Origin of the sequence: Halothiobacillus diazotrophicus (genome assembly GCF_001663815.1) — a bacterium.
Lineage (GTDB): Bacteria > Pseudomonadota > Gammaproteobacteria > Halothiobacillales > Halothiobacillaceae > Halothiobacillus > Halothiobacillus diazotrophicus.
Window position 1 is genome coordinate 188,567 of the sequence record NZ_CP016027.1, and the last position, 14,077, is coordinate 202,643.

The following is a 14,077-nucleotide window of genomic DNA, read 5'->3' on the forward strand; positions in this document are numbered from 1 at the left end:
AAGGAAATACGATGAGCGATTTTGTGTTGGCCCCGATCGTGGACGGGCCCGATTTCACCCGTACCGGACTCAATCTGGCCGATGGCAGCCTGGGGGCCGAGGTGACGTCCGTCACCGACGAGTTCTTCGCGCCGCGCGCGCGCCTGCTGAACCCGGAGCCGGCGCGCTTCTATCCGGATCGGTTCGACGACCACGGCAAGTGGATGGACGGGTGGGAAACCCGCCGCCGCCGAACCGTCGGTCACGATTTCTGCGTGATCCGTCTGGCGATGCCCGGCCTGCTGAGCGGTGTGGACTTCGATACGAGCTTCTTCACCGGCAATTTCCCGCCGGCAGCCGCCCTCGAGGCCTGCTGGTCGCCCCAGGGCGAGCCGGGTGAGGCGGCCGAATGGGTCGAAATCCTGCCGGCACAGGTACTTGGCGGCAATCAGCATCATTTCCATGCCATCGCAGCGGCAGGGCCCTGGACGCATCTGCGCCTGCACATCTACCCCGATGGCGGGATGGCGCGCCTGCGCGTCTATGGTCGCCCGCATTGCGACTGGTCTCAGGTGGACACGAGCCAGCCGGTGGATCTCCTGGCCCTTGCGCATGGCGGCGATCAGGTCGCCTGGAGCGATGCGCACTACGGCGAACCGCGCAAGCTGCTGCGGCCCGGTCGGGGCGTGAACATGGGCGATGGTTGGGAAACCCGCCGCCGCCGGGAGCCCGGCAACGACTGGTGCATCCTGCAGCTGGGCCGGCCCGGCGACATTTCATCGGTGACGGTGGATACCGCACACTTCAAGGGCAACTTCCCGGCGCGGTGCAGTATCCAGGCGGCCCATGTCGAACGGGCCACCCGGCCGTCGCTGATCGCCCAGAGCCAGTTCTGGCCCGTGTTGCTGGCGGAGCAGCCGTTGACGGCCGACGCCATTCATGACTTCGTGGTCGACGTTGCCTTGGGGCCGATCACGCACGTTCGGTTCAATATCATTCCGGATGGTGGGGTGAGCCGCCTGCGGCTCTGGGGAACCCCTCGGCCATGACCCCTATCGTGCTCCCTGTCCAACCCCTGACCCCCTCCGCCTTCGCCCCGTTCGGCGAGGTGCTCGCCCTAGAAGGTGCGGATTCGTTTCCGATCAACGGTGGGCGGACGCAGCGATTTCATGCCCTGGGCCGCGTGCGCTGTCTGGGGCGGGATGCCAACGTCGTCCTGTCCATCTTCCGCGGACAACCCCTGGTCCCGCCCGTGCTCGATCTCATGGAGCGTCACCCTCTGGGTAGTCAGGCGTTCATGCCGTTTTCGGGATCTGCCTACTGGGTCATCGTCGCGCCGCCCGGCGTATTCGATCCGGATGCCATCCAGGCGTTTCTGGCCCGCGGCGATCAGGGCGTGAATTACTTCGCGGGCACCTGGCATGCGCAGTTGCTGCCTTGCGATCCCGATGCGGATTTCCTGGTGGTGGACCGGGACGGGGCGGGTCAGAACTGCGACATCGTCCGGTTGAAGCCGCCGCGGACCTGGTGCTGACGGGGCCCCAAGTCGTCGCCAAGCCGCCGCCACGTTGCCGCGTCAGGTCAGGGCATCCAGCCGGGCAAGCAATTCGGCCCGCCGTTCCTCGGTCATGAATGCCGCCTCGAGCGCGTTGCGCGCCAGGGTCTTGAACAGATCGTTCGACCAGCCGAATGCCGTTTGGCAAGCCGTGAAATTGGCGAGCATGCCGCCGCCGAAATAGGCGGGATCGTCGGAGTTGATCGTGACTACCAGGCCGGCTTCCACGAGTTTGGGTAACGGATGCTCGGCCATCGTTTCGACCACCTTGAGCCGGACGTTGGACAGCGGACAGACGGTGAGGGGCGTCCGGCGGATACGGAGTTCCTCGACGACCGCCGGATCTTCCAGGCAACGCACGCCATGGTCGATGCGACAGACGTCGAGGAGGGTCAGAGCCTCGTGAACGTAGCTGGCCGGGCCTTCCTCCCCGGCATGGGCCAGGCGCGGGAGCCCGAGCGCCTTGGCTTTTTCGAATACCCCCTGGAACAGACTGGGCGGGTGATCGCGTTCCGCACTGTCCAGGCCCACGGCAGACAGCAGGTGGTAATACGGCGCCGCCGCCGTCAGAACCGAGAGGGCCTCCTCGGGCGAGCGGTCGCGCAGGAAGCTCATGATCAGGGCGGTCGACAGGCCGAGGGTTTCCTCGGCTTCCCGCATCGCCCGGGTCAACCCCTGGAAGGGGACGGGCAGGGGGATGTCGCGGATCAGGTGTCCCTGCGGATCGAAGGACAACTCGACATGAACCACGCCGTCGGCAACGGCGCGCCGGAAATAATCCATGGCCAGGTCGTAGAAGTCCTCGGGCGTCTGGAGCACCGCCATGCCCTGGTAATACAGATCCAGGAAGGACTGCAGGTCCGTGAAGTCATAGGCGGCGCGGACTTCGTCCACCGTGGCGAAGGGCAGTTCGACGCCGTTGCGTTTGGCCAGCGCGAACATCAGCTCGGGTTCGAGCGATCCTTCGATGTGCAGATGCAGCTCTGCCTTGGGTAGTGCTTTCAGAAATTCCGACATGGTGGGGCCTTTCCTGGCTGTTCCTGATAGGTTGTTGGGGTTGTGCGGGCATCCTGACATGGGCTCGATCGATCCGACAAGTGTCGCTCGACCGGGCCGCCCAGACATCGGTTCGGGGGGCATGCAACCCAATACGGTACCCGGGATACGGTACCGGCGTTCATCGAGCTTATTTAGGCAGTTGGGCCGTCATGCCATCCACATACCAGTCCATGCTGAGAATCTGCTTTTCGGTTGCGCTCTGGCCTGCGGGTACCCGTAGCTTGCCGGACTGATCCTTGAGGGGGCCGGCAAAGGGCTTGATGCTGCCGCTTTCGATGCCGGCGATCGTGTCCTCGATCGTCTTGTGCTGCTCGGGCGTCAGGCGATCGCTGATACCTTGAATTTCAATGGCCTTGTCGGCGAGATCGCCCCAGTAATCCTCGGATTTCCAGGTGCCGTCCATGACCTGTTGGACGGTCTTGATATACAGCGGTCCCCAGTTGTTGACGACGGACAACAGATGCGCCTTGGGACCGAAGTGCGACATGTCGGAGGATTGGCCCACGGCCCAGACGCCGCGCTTCTCGGCGATCAGCATGGGCGCGGCGCTGTCGGTATGCTGCAGGATCACGTCCGCGCCCTGATCGATCAGCGAGTTGGCGGCGTCCGCTTCCTTGGCCGGATCGAACCATGAGTTCACCCAGACGACCTTGAGTTCGGCTTTCGGGTTCACCTTCTTGATGCCGAGGAACGTGGCGTTGATGTCACGGATGACTTCGGGGATCGGGAAGGCGCCGATGAAGCCGATCTTGTTGCTCTTGGTGACGAGGCCGGCCGCCACGCCTGCGACATAGCGACCTTCATACGTCTTCCCGATGTAGGTGCCGACGTTCTTGGCCCGCTTGTAGCCGGTGGCATGCATGAACACCACGTTCGGGAACTGCTTGGCGACGCGAATGGTCGGGTTCATGTAGCCGAAGGAGGTGGTGAAGATCAGCTTGTTGCCATCCTGGGCCAGTTGCCGGATCACGCGTTCGGCATCCGCACCCTCCTTGACGCTTTCGACGTAGGTTGTCTTCACCTTGTCGCCGAAGTGCTTTTCCACGGCCAGTCGTCCCTGATCGTGCTGGTAGCTCCAGCCGTGATCACCAATGGGACCGACATACACGAAGGCCACCTTGAACGGGTCGGCAGCCCAGAGCTGCAGGGGCAGCGCCAGGGTGGCCACGGCAGCGGCAAGAGCAAATAAACGCAGGAATGGGCGCACGGAAACTCTCCTTCAATCGATGATGACTGTGCTGGTTGGAAACGGGGGCGGGCGCCGGGACCGAATTCAAGGAACAGGGAGGCCACCGGTGCGAACGCGCTTTCCCGAATATTTCTAGTCCGGTTGGTCAGGTTTCTAGCAAGAATCTCGCCAAAATCGATCAGAGTCGCTCCACGGGGCAGGAATGACTGTGCTCCTCAATGGGCTCTGGTCGTTTCCAGGTGAGAAAGCCATGTGAATACAGCGGGATGTAGTCGATCGATTTTTCGAAGAATGGGCGTCATCGTGGCAAGGCATCGTTACGGCGCAGTGAATCTTGCGGGGTGAAGGGCGCATATCGGGGCAGGCGGGTGGGGCTTGTGTCTCGAATTGGTGCATGGATTCGGTCGGTCCATGCGTGACCGGAACGGACGGCGCTGAATGCCCTATGCCCGGCGGTGTGGGCGTTCCCGTGTATTTCGGGGAATGATGGACAGCAGGGAATCTGACCAGTTGTTCAGGTTGGCACATGGCTTGCCTGATTCGTAGATGCGGGCGGGGCATTCCGCTGCGTGACGATGACCCAGATGATATTGCCGCGAGATTTCCCAATGAATCGCCGAATCCTAGCCAGTGCCTTCTTTTTCTATGCCCTCCTGCATTGCGGTTGGGTGAGTGCAGCAGCAACGGACAACAATGCCCGGCGTATTCCCGTCAAGGTGATGATCGTCACGATGTTCGCGCCGGAGGCCGGGGCCTGGCTCAAGCATTTCCACGATCCCGTCAAGATCAAGGTGCCGGGCCTGTCCGCGGAATATCCCGCGGTCACCTGCCGCAAGGATGGTGTCTGCCTGATGACCACGGGTATGGGTCATACCAATGCGGCGGCCTCGATGATGGCCGTGCTGTTCTCGCCGAAATTCGACCTCCGCGATACCTATTTCCTCGTGGCGGGTATTGCCGGGATCGATCCGCGGCAGGGAACCCTGGGTACGACGGCCTGGGCGCGATATCTGGTGGATTTCGGAACCCAGTGGGAAATCGATGCCCGGGAGATTCCGAAAAACTGGTCCACCGGATTCCTGGGTATCAACACGACGAATCCGGATCAGGTACCCAAACTCGATTACAAGACCGAAGTCTTTGCCCTGAATCCGCAACTGGTGGATGCCGCCTATGCAATGACCCGAGGCGTCTCATTGCTTGATACGCCTGCGATTGCCGCCTATCGGGCCAAATATCCCTATGCGCCTGCCAATCAGCCACCCCGGGTGACCCAGTGCGATACCCTCGCGGCGGATACCTGGTGGGAAGGGGATCTGATCGGTCAGCGTGCACGGGACTGGACCAAGATGCTGACCCACGGAAAAGGGGTGTACTGCACTTCCCAGCAGGAAGACAACGCCACGTTCGAGGCCATTAATCGGGCGGATGCGGCCGGCCTTGCGCACAAGGATCGCGTCCTGGTACTGCGCGGGGGATCCGACTTCGATCGACAGCCGCCCGGTGTGTCCGCAGCCGAAAATCTCCTGGACTATCAGAAACAGGGTGGCTTCGTGCCGGCCCTGGAAAATCTGTACCGCACAGGCGCACCGGTGGTTCAAACAATCGTGCGTCACTGGTCCCTCTGGCAAAAAGGCGTGCCCGCCACGCTGAAAAAGGCATCCTGACCGGCCGGTCCGCTTTTGGCGGGCCTCGTGCCTTGGCGGACGTTACATTCCATTCACATCGTCCGTGCTGATGATCGCCGATCGTCATCTGCTGCAGGGCGCATACCCTCACGGATTCCAGCCTGTTTTCATCTCCTCCTGCGTGAAGCCTTCGGGCGAAATCCATTTTGGATCAGTGACCTGTCACGCGAATTCCTGACCAAATCCCGCACCGATTCAATGCACCTGATTGGTGATGTGCTCAACCTCGGTGCCGAATTATCCGGGCTGATTTTGCCGAACTTTCCATTTCACGCGCCGTTAACCCAATGTTAACAGTGGCTTGCGAATTTCTTGAACAATTGGCCAGTTTTTTGCATTGCTAGATACGACTTCGCGCGCCGGTCAATTCCGGGCGCTTCAAGCCAGTTTGAACCCGATCAACCGGACCTTTTTTCTCGATTCGTGAGGCTTCGCCATGTTGGATTATTTGATTAAGTTGAGTGTCATGTCCGGCGGTCTGCTGCCGCTGATGGCCCTGCTGCTCCTGATTGCCCTGGCGGTCATCATCGAACGCCTCTATTTCTTCAACTGGGTGATCCGGGCTGGCCTGGCCATGGAGTACGCCGTGCAGAAGGTGCGCTACGGCGATCGCAAGAGCCTGCAGCAGGTGGCCGACCACTATGCCGGTGCGCCGCAGGCCGTGGTGCTCTCCGTCGCGCTCAACTCCCGCGGCGAGACGGCCGAGGTGATGGACCGGCATATCGAGGAGTCCATGCTGTGGCAGCTGCCCAAGCTCGACCGCATGCTGTGGATCCTCGACACCACCGTGACCTTAGCCCCGCTGCTGGGCCTGTTCGGCACCATCATCGGCATGATCGAGACCTTCGACGTGCTGGGTGATTCCAAGGATCCCAACGCCGTCACGGGCGGGATCGGCCATGCCCTCATCGCCACCGGCGGCGGTCTGCTCATCGCCATCATCACCGTGGTGTTCCTCAACTACTTCAGCAAGCGCGTCCGCCTGACCATGCATCAGATGGAGCTGCTCAAGACCATGGTCATCAACCGCATCCATGGCGGCGGCGTCACCCCGAGCGAGGCCTACGGCGCGCAGGCGGCCACGCCCGAGAACCCGCCGATCGGCAGCCAGCCCCAGGCCACCCTGTCCTGAGCCGCGGAACGACGAGGTAAACGACCATGGCCAAGCGATACCACTACCTGGATGCCGAGCGTCCGCGGATCGAGATCATCCCGATGATCGACATCATGATGTTCCTGCTCGTGTTCTTCATCATGGTGACGCTCAAGATGATTCCCGGCACCGGCGTGCAGCTCAACCTGCCCGGCGCCAGCACCGCAGACAAGCTGCCCACCACCCAGGTCGTCATCGGCGTCGCCGAAGACGGTTCCATGCACATCGCCGACCAGACCATGGACAAGGATCAGCTGGCCGCCTACCTGAACAAGATGCACCAGGACAAGACCCAGGAACTCCAGGTCATCATCGCCGGAGACAAGCAGGTCTCCCTGCAGAACCTGCTCGCCGTCATGGACGTCGCCCGTGCCCAAGGCATATCCGGCGTCGGCATCGCTACCAGTGAGGTGAAACAGTGAAACCGAAACATTGAACCCATCGACCGAACCAACGCATGAATCGGCGCATGTCCGGTTCCCGTTTTGACCCTGTTCCTGAACGTCGCGTGCCTTTCACCACGCACCTGATTAATAGAAAGTACGGAGAGTAGAAAATGATCAAGAAAACGCGTGTCAACCCGTCCGACCGGCAGCGGGGTGAGCTGTTCACCCTGACCGTGGGCCGGAAGAAGTGGATTCGTTCCTCCCTGTCGATGATGGTTCTGGCCGGTTCGGTCGCGGTTCCCGGGATTTCCTTCTCGGACGACATGGCTGCCAAGCCCGACGACAGCAAGAAGACCCAGAAGCTCGACAAGGTGGTCGTGGAAGGCAAGGTAAAAGATCGCATGGGCATCATGCCGTCCGAACCGGTGAAGTCCGTATTCGGCTTCGATATGTCGGTCAAGGAAACGCCGCGTTCCGTGACCTCGATCACGAGCGAAATCATGAACGATTTCAACGTGACCGATATCAACGACATGGTTGCCCTGAGCCCGGGTGTCTACACCCAGTCGTTCTTCGGCGTGGCCGGCTCCCTGGACGTGCGCGGTACGCCGGGTGAGGTGTATTTCCGCGGCGTGCGCCGTATCGAAAACCCGGGCAACTACCCGACGCCGATCGGGGCCAGCGACCACATCGACATCGTGCGCGGTCCGGCTTCGCCGATCTATGGCCCGTCCCGTATCGGTGGTTACCTGAACTTCGTCCCCAAGTCAGCCCGTTCCGATACCGGTCAGTATATGACCTCGAACAAGGGTCAGATCAGCATGACCAAGGGCAGCTACGACGAGAACGTCCTCTCGGCGGAAGTCGGCGGTCCCGGCGAACTGTTCGGCAAGAAGTTCGGTTACTACCTCTATGGACAGAGCGAGAACAACGGTTCGTACTACCAGAACACCCATACCCGCCAGAACTTGTATCAGGGCTCTGTGAGCATGGATCTGACCCCGAGCTCCCGCGTCGAGTTCGGTGGCATGTATCAGGATTACAAGGGTAACCAGGTCGCGGGCTGGAACCGCCTGACCCAGGATCTGATCAACAACGGCACCTACATCACCGGTAGCCCGGTCTCCCTGGATACCAACGGCGATGGTCTGATGTCCGCCGCCGAAATCAAGGCGTACTACAACACGGGCCACACGCTGCAGCCGTTCATCTTCAAGCCGGGCAACCTGACTGCTGCCCAGGCCGCGGCGAAGATGGATCCGGCCATGGCACTGCAGAACCCCGGTACCGCCCATCTGGACGGCAGCCAGGTACTGGTTGCGCCGCCCGACACCCTGCAGGACAAGGTCACCACCCTGTATCTCGATTACATCCACGATCTGGAAGACGGCGGCAGCCTCACCAACAAGATGTACTACGAGAACCTCGACAACCTGAACGAGAACGCTTACGGCTTCTCCCAGTACGCCAAGACCTGGGCGTTCGAGGATCAGCTGATCTTCGCGAAATCTCTGGATATCACCGACAACCTGAAGGGCAGCTACCAGTTCAGCCCGTCCATCCGTTATCAGGACTTCCGTCACGGCGACAACTATGCCTATGAGTTCTTCGATCGTCGGGATCTGACCGGCCCGAGCACGCCGATCGATCACCGGACGCTGGCCACAAAGGGACAGGAGCCGTACTCGCATAACACCACCGGTCGATATATCGATTATGGTCTGGCATTCCTGGCAAACCATACCTTGAACGATTCCCTGCATTTGATGACCGGTCTTCGTTATGACTGGCTGGACGTCAAGTCGACCTGTCTGGCGGGTGGCGTGAGTTGCGGCAGCATCGCCGGCATCGAGCAGTCCGATACCACCGGGGGTTTCTCCTGGTCTGCGAGTCTGACCTACGACATCCCGCACACCGGTTTGAGCCCGTATGTGACCGTATCTCGCCAGACGACCCTGATCACGGGGCAGGGTGGGCAGGTGCCGGCGGCCGTCGTGGCCAGTGGCAACAGCATTGCGGGTTCCAAGTTGAAGGAATTCGGGATCAAGGGTACCTGGTTCGACAACCGCTTGTACGCGGCACTTGATCACTTCGACCAGAGCCGTCTCGACTACAGCGCGCAGGATACCGTCACCAACAACACCACCGAGTCCAAGGGCTGGGAGCTGGAGTTGCGCGGCGTTGTCACGAACAACCTGACCGTCACGGGTGCCTGGACCAACCTTAAGGTGTACAACCTCACGTCGCTGCAGAACGGGACCCAGTTCCAGTTCATCGGTGCGGGTGACATGCCGGCCGGCTTCGATCCGAGCCTGATGTACGGCGGTGCCGTGCTGGGTATCGTTCCGGCGGGCGACGGCCGCAAGGCGGGTGTGCCGGAGAACATCTACAGCCTGAACTTCCTGTACAACTTCGACAGTGGTCCGCTGGCCGGTCTGACCAGCAGCCTGAGCCTGATCCGTGTCGACTCGACGTACTCCGGATTCTCGAAGGCCGTCAAGCTGCCGGGCTACACCCTGGTCAACCTGGGTGCCGACTACAGCACCAAGAACTGGAAGTTCGGCTTCTACGTCAAGAACGCGACCAACAAGAAGTACTACCGTGCCAACTTCACGGATCTGTTCGGTTCCAACGTCGTTCTGCCGCAGTTGCCACGTACCTACGAAGCCACCGTTACCTACAAGTTCTGATGCGCTTCGCCCCGGCCGTCCGTCTGCGACGGCCGACCGGGGCCGATGGGTATTCATGACGCAACCTAATGCATTCATCGAGAGTAAAAATCATGTTTCAACGCACCCAAAAATGGCTGCCCGCCCTGCTGCTAACGTGGGGGATGGGGGTCATCTGCAGTTCCGTTCAGGCGGAGCCGGCGGAACCGCAGATGGTCAGTGCTGCCGCGCACAAGCCGATCGAGGTCAAGGTCGTGGTGGTCACGATGTTCGAGATCGGCAAGGACAGCGGCGATCAGGCCGGCGAATTCCAACTCTGGCATGAGCGGCAGCATCTGAACGAGCGGTTCAAGTTCGCCCATCATCATGACCTCTTCTTCAACCCGAAAACCGGTGTGCTCGGCATGGTTACGGGGATGGGCACCGCCAATTCCGCCAGTGCGGTGATGGAGCTCGGTATGGATCCGCGCTTTGATCTATCTCACGCCTACTGGCTGGTGGCGGGGATTGCGGGGTTCGACCCGGCCAAAGCTTCCATCGGTTCGGCGGCCTGGGCCGAGTACCTCGTGGATGGCGACCTGGCCTACGAGATTGATGCCCGGGAAATTCCAAAAGGCTGGTCGACCGGCTATTTCGCCCGCGGGACGAAAAAGCCCTACGACCCGAATCGTCCCGCGCCAACCGGCGAGATGTTCCAACTGGATCCGAAGCTGACGGATTGGGCCTACGAGCTCACCCGGAACGTGAAGCTGGACGACAGTCCCGTGCTGCAGAAGCGCCGCTCGCTCTACACCAATTATCCCAATGCCCGGAAGCCACCCTTCGTGCTGAAGGGCGACAATCTCGCCGCCATGACGTTCTGGCACGGCAAGTTGCTCAACGAATGGGCCGAGCGCTGGGTGAAGTACTGGACGAACGGCAAGGGCAATTTCGTCTCCTCGGCCATGGAGGATACCGGCACCTACCAGTCGCTGAGCTATCTCAGCGAGACCGGCAAGGTCGACAAGAACCGCGTCATGGTGCTGCGGACGGCCAGCAACTACACCATGCCGCCGCCGGGCGTGACGGCGGTGGACGATCTGCTGCAGGATCACGAGGGCTACGCCGGGCTCGATGCCTCGGTCGAGGCCGCCTACCGGGTGGGTTCGAAGGTGGTGGATACCCTGGTCGATCATTGGGATATCTACCGGGATCATACACCCGCCCAGATGGCGGGTGCGGACAAGGCGGAGTAGGGCGATCATGCGCATGCCCCGATCTCGATGGACACAACGCCTGGTGACATGGCTTCTGGTCGCTGGTGCGGCCTGCGGAGTGACCAGTGGCGCCAGTCATTCCGCCTGGGCCGGCAACCCCATCGTCAACCGGCCGACTCCGGTCAAGGTGGTCGTGGTCAGCATGTTCGAGATCGGCAAGCCGACCGGCGATGCGCCCGGGGAATACCAGTTCTGGGTGGAACGGCAGAAGCTCGATCGGGTGTATCCGTTTCCCCTGGGCGAATACGATCTGCGCATGAACGACCAGGGCCTGCTCGGCATCTGCACGGGCGGCGGCATCACCAATGCCACGGCGTCGATCATGGCCCTGGGCATGGATCCCCGGTTCGATCTCTCCAAGGCCTACTGGGTGATCGCGGGCATCGCCGGCGGGGATCCCGAGGACGTTTCCCTCGGCACCGCGGCCTGGGCGCGCCATGTGGTGGACGGCGATCTGCTCTACGAGATCGATGCACGCGAGATTCCCAAATCCTGGCCCTACGGATTGCTGCCGCTGGGTGCGAAAGCCCCCAACGACAAGGCCACCGGCTGGACCGTCGACACCATTCATTTCCCGCTCAATGCCAAGCTGGCCGAATGGGCCTACGACCAAACCAAGGATCATCCCGTGGCGGACAGCCCAGGCATCGCCGATTTCCGCAAGCTGTACGTCGGTTATCCGAACGCGCAGCGACCACCCTTCGTCACGATGGGGGACGATCTGTCCGCCAGTACCTACTGGCACGGGGAAAAGCTGAATCAGTGGGCCAACGACTGGATGCATCTGCAGGCCGGGAAGGACAGCAATTTCATGATGGCCGACATGGAGGACAGCGGTACGTTGACGGCGCTGCGGCGCTTGGCGCGTACCCATCGGGTCGACCTCAATCGGGTGATGGTGCTGCGTACCGCGAGCAACTACAGCATGCCGCCCAAAGGCAAACCCGCCGCCTGGAGTACGACGGCACCGTATCCCGAGCAGGGCCGTCCCGCGCTGGAAGCCGCCTATCAGGTAGGCAACCGGGTCGTGCAGAAACTCATCGCCGGCTGGTCCGTGTATCGCGACCGTCTGCCGAGCCAACCGTAATCGGAGAACGTCCATGCGCCAAGCGCTCGTCGTGTTGATGACCGTTCTTCTCGGGGCATCGCCAGTCTATGCCGAAGACAAGATCGCGCCGAAGGTCATCGTGCTGGCCGGTTTCGAGGTCGGCGACGATACCGGCGATGCGCCCGGTGAGTTCCAGTACTGGGCCGAACGCGAAAAACTCACCGGGACATTGGTGGTACCGGGAGCGCCGCATCCGCTTCGATTCAACGCGGATGGGCTCTACGGCAGCGTGGCCGGCAATACGCGGGACAAGTTTCTGTCCACGGTGCCCGCCAGCGAATTGATCATGGCGCTGTGTCTGGATCCCTGTCTGGATTTGCGCAAAACGTACTGGATTATCACCGGTATCGCCGGGATCGATCCCAAGGCGGGTTCTATCGGTAGCGCCGTCTGGGCGAAGAACGTCGTGGATGCCGATGCGATGCGGGAGATCGGCGGGGCGGATATTCCCAAGGGCTGGCCCTACGGTCTGTTCGCGATCGGTACGATGGGGCCGAACCAGTTGCCCAAGACCCATGCGGATGCCGGCGGTTGGGGCGGCGCCACGCTCAGCTATTCGATGAATTATCCCCTGAATGCGGGGCTGGCCGACTGGGCCTACGACTATTCGAAGTCGCGAGTGACGCTCAAGGATGCGGCGGATCTGAAAGCCTGGCGGGACAAGTACAGCGGCTATACCCAGGCGCAGAAACCGCCGGAAATCCTGATGGGCGCCACCCTGGCCACGGCCCGCTACTGGCATGGGCCGGAACGGACGCAATGGGCACGCGATTGGGTCAAGCTCTGGACCGACGGCAAGGATCATTTCGCCACCACCGCCATGGAGCAGGCCGCCTATGTCGGCACCCTGCAACGTATGGCGAAGCAGGGCTATGTGGATTTCAGCCGGGTCATGATGTTGCGGGGCGCCAGCAACTACTGCATGCCGCCGCCGGGTCAGAGCGTGCTGACCACGATCGGTGACGAGTCTCTGGGCACGAAGCCAGCCTTCGAGGCGGAATACCGCGCGGGTTCGGTGGTGGCGCATGAACTCATCGCGCATTGGGATCGCTACAAGACAACGCCGCCGGGTCGCTAGAGGGCGCATCCCGTCGCGCCGAAGCCTGGCTGCAAGCCAGTGGGCCCGAAAGGTCGTTATGAAGTATTTGAGGAGTGCCTGTCATGAAACTTGGTCGTCTGTTGCTGGTTCTTGCCTTGCTGTGCTATCGCAGCGTGTTCGCGGCGGAAGGCGTGGACCATCCCACCTACTACACACCGACGGACACGATCCTGATCCTCGGTGCCGTGCCGCAGGAAATCCCACCCTTCGTCGCGGCCATGACCGATCGTGAGAAGAAGTCCCTCTGGGGTATTCCGTATTGGCAGGGAAAGATTGACGGCAAGCCGGTGGTCGTGGCGATTACCGGGATCGGCAAGGTGTTCACCGGCATGACCAGCACCTTGTTCATCACCCAGTTCAAGCCGCGGCTGGTGCTGATGAGTGGCACGGGTGCCCGGATCAACAAGAAGCTGCGTACGGGGGACGTGATCGTCGCCAATGTCGTGTATGAGCACGATTACGGCAGCCTCACCCGCAAGGGGATGGTCTATCGGCCGATGAACGGGCCGGATGATGGGAATGAGGTGCAGAACGCGTTCTCACCGCCTGATGCTTTGCTGAAATTGGCTGACAAGGCCATCGCCACCTACCAGGCACCGAAAGTGACTGCCAACGGGTCCACCTATACCGTGAAGGTGCGCCGTGGTGTGGTGGCCTCGTCGGATCTGTTCGGTGTGACCGAGCGGCGCATCCGGCTGCTGCGCACGCGCTTTCACGACGACATCATGGAAATGGAATCCGGCCCGTTGGGGCATGTGTGCCAGACACTCGGCGTGCCGTATCTCGTCGTGCGCGCGGGCAGCAATGTCGCCCAGGAAGCGCCGAACAACGATTACCTGCGTTTGGGCCCCATTGCGGCGCGCTCGGCAGCCGAGTTTTCGTTGCATTTGCTGACGTATTTGTAATTCGTGACGAATCCTGCCGAAGCCAAGATTC

General features: G+C 61.5%; 12 protein-coding genes. 10 read left to right on the top strand and 2 right to left on the bottom strand.

What is annotated here, in order from left to right; all coding sequences use genetic code 11:
- Positions 1 to 11: 11 nt before the first annotated feature.
- A complete protein-coding gene (gene alc, locus A9404_RS00850; RefSeq protein ID WP_156521179.1) occupies positions 12 to 1,028 on the top strand; it encodes an allantoicase in 1,017 nt (338 codons plus the stop codon).
- Positions 1,025 to 1,513, top strand: a complete 489-nt coding sequence (locus A9404_RS00855; RefSeq protein WP_066097796.1) for an ureidoglycolate lyase — start codon at positions 1,025 to 1,027, stop codon at positions 1,511 to 1,513. The genes alc and A9404_RS00855 overlap by 4 nt, the downstream gene beginning before the upstream one ends.
- Before the next feature lie 42 nt (positions 1,514 to 1,555).
- On the opposite strand, the gene A9404_RS00860 is transcribed toward A9404_RS00855, so the two are convergent.
- Both A9404_RS00860 and A9404_RS00865 read right to left on the bottom strand, forming a co-directional pair.
- Positions 1,556 to 2,551 (bottom strand): adenosine deaminase, encoded by a 996-nt coding sequence (locus A9404_RS00860; RefSeq protein WP_066097798.1) that lies wholly within the window; start codon positions 2,549 to 2,551, stop codon positions 1,556 to 1,558.
- A 169-nt stretch (positions 2,552 to 2,720) separates the two neighbouring features.
- The gene (locus A9404_RS00865; RefSeq protein ID WP_231880928.1) at positions 2,721 to 3,800 is read right to left on the bottom strand and encodes a BMP family ABC transporter substrate-binding protein; all 1,080 of its coding nucleotides are present in this window, start codon (positions 3,798 to 3,800) and stop codon (positions 2,721 to 2,723) included.
- Positions 3,801 to 4,390: 590 nt separating this feature from the next.
- On the opposite strand from A9404_RS00865, the gene A9404_RS00870 reads away from it, so the two are divergent.
- From A9404_RS00870 to mtnN, 8 genes are all read left to right on the top strand, one after another.
- Complete coding sequence (locus tag A9404_RS00870) at positions 4,391 to 5,449, top strand: purine-nucleoside phosphorylase (protein WP_066097800.1); 1,059 nt, start codon at positions 4,391 to 4,393, stop codon at positions 5,447 to 5,449.
- Positions 5,450 to 5,906: 457 nt separating this feature from the next.
- Positions 5,907 to 6,602 (top strand): MotA/TolQ/ExbB proton channel family protein, encoded by a 696-nt coding sequence (locus A9404_RS00875; protein ID WP_082922626.1) that lies wholly within the window; start codon positions 5,907 to 5,909, stop codon positions 6,600 to 6,602.
- A 26-nt stretch (positions 6,603 to 6,628) separates the two neighbouring features.
- Complete coding sequence (locus A9404_RS00880) at positions 6,629 to 7,045, top strand: ExbD/TolR family protein (RefSeq protein ID WP_066097803.1); 417 nt, start codon at positions 6,629 to 6,631, stop codon at positions 7,043 to 7,045.
- A 134-nt stretch (positions 7,046 to 7,179) separates the two neighbouring features.
- Entirely contained in the window at positions 7,180 to 9,699 is a 2,520-nt protein-coding gene (locus A9404_RS00885; RefSeq protein ID WP_082922627.1) for a TonB-dependent siderophore receptor, read from the top strand.
- A 92-nt stretch (positions 9,700 to 9,791) separates the two neighbouring features.
- Entirely contained in the window at positions 9,792 to 10,913 is a 1,122-nt protein-coding gene (locus A9404_RS00890) for a purine nucleoside permease (RefSeq protein ID WP_066097807.1), read from the top strand.
- Between the two features lie 7 nt (positions 10,914 to 10,920).
- Positions 10,921 to 12,021: a purine-nucleoside phosphorylase gene (locus A9404_RS00895; RefSeq protein ID WP_066097809.1), complete on the top strand. Its 1,101-nt coding sequence runs from the start codon at positions 10,921 to 10,923 to the stop codon at positions 12,019 to 12,021.
- 13 nt (positions 12,022 to 12,034) lie between these two features.
- A complete protein-coding gene (locus A9404_RS00900) occupies positions 12,035 to 13,120 on the top strand; it encodes a purine-nucleoside phosphorylase (protein WP_066097811.1) in 1,086 nt (361 codons plus the stop codon).
- Positions 13,121 to 13,203: 83 nt separating this feature from the next.
- Complete coding sequence (mtnN, locus tag A9404_RS00905) at positions 13,204 to 14,046, top strand: 5'-methylthioadenosine/S-adenosylhomocysteine nucleosidase (RefSeq protein WP_156521180.1); 843 nt, start codon at positions 13,204 to 13,206, stop codon at positions 14,044 to 14,046.
- Positions 14,047 to 14,077 lie beyond the last annotated feature (31 nt).

Coding starts and splice junctions, on each gene's coding strand:
- alc (WP_156521179.1), top strand. CDS start 12: ATGAGCGATTTTGTGTTGGCCCCGATCGTGGACGGGCCCGATTTCACC.
- A9404_RS00855 (WP_066097796.1), top strand. CDS start 1,025: ATGACCCCTATCGTGCTCCCTGTCCAACCCCTGACCCCCTCCGCCTTC.
- A9404_RS00860 (WP_066097798.1), bottom strand. CDS start 2,551: ATGTCGGAATTTCTGAAAGCACTACCCAAGGCAGAGCTGCATCTGCAC.
- A9404_RS00870 (WP_066097800.1), top strand. CDS start 4,391: ATGAATCGCCGAATCCTAGCCAGTGCCTTCTTTTTCTATGCCCTCCTG.
- A9404_RS00875 (WP_082922626.1), top strand. CDS start 5,907: ATGTTGGATTATTTGATTAAGTTGAGTGTCATGTCCGGCGGTCTGCTG.
- A9404_RS00880 (WP_066097803.1), top strand. CDS start 6,629: ATGGCCAAGCGATACCACTACCTGGATGCCGAGCGTCCGCGGATCGAG.
- A9404_RS00885 (WP_082922627.1), top strand. CDS start 7,180: ATGATCAAGAAAACGCGTGTCAACCCGTCCGACCGGCAGCGGGGTGAG.
- A9404_RS00890 (WP_066097807.1), top strand. CDS start 9,792: ATGTTTCAACGCACCCAAAAATGGCTGCCCGCCCTGCTGCTAACGTGG.
- A9404_RS00895 (WP_066097809.1), top strand. CDS start 10,921: ATGCGCATGCCCCGATCTCGATGGACACAACGCCTGGTGACATGGCTT.
- A9404_RS00900 (WP_066097811.1), top strand. CDS start 12,035: ATGCGCCAAGCGCTCGTCGTGTTGATGACCGTTCTTCTCGGGGCATCG.
- mtnN (WP_156521180.1), top strand. CDS start 13,204: ATGAAACTTGGTCGTCTGTTGCTGGTTCTTGCCTTGCTGTGCTATCGC.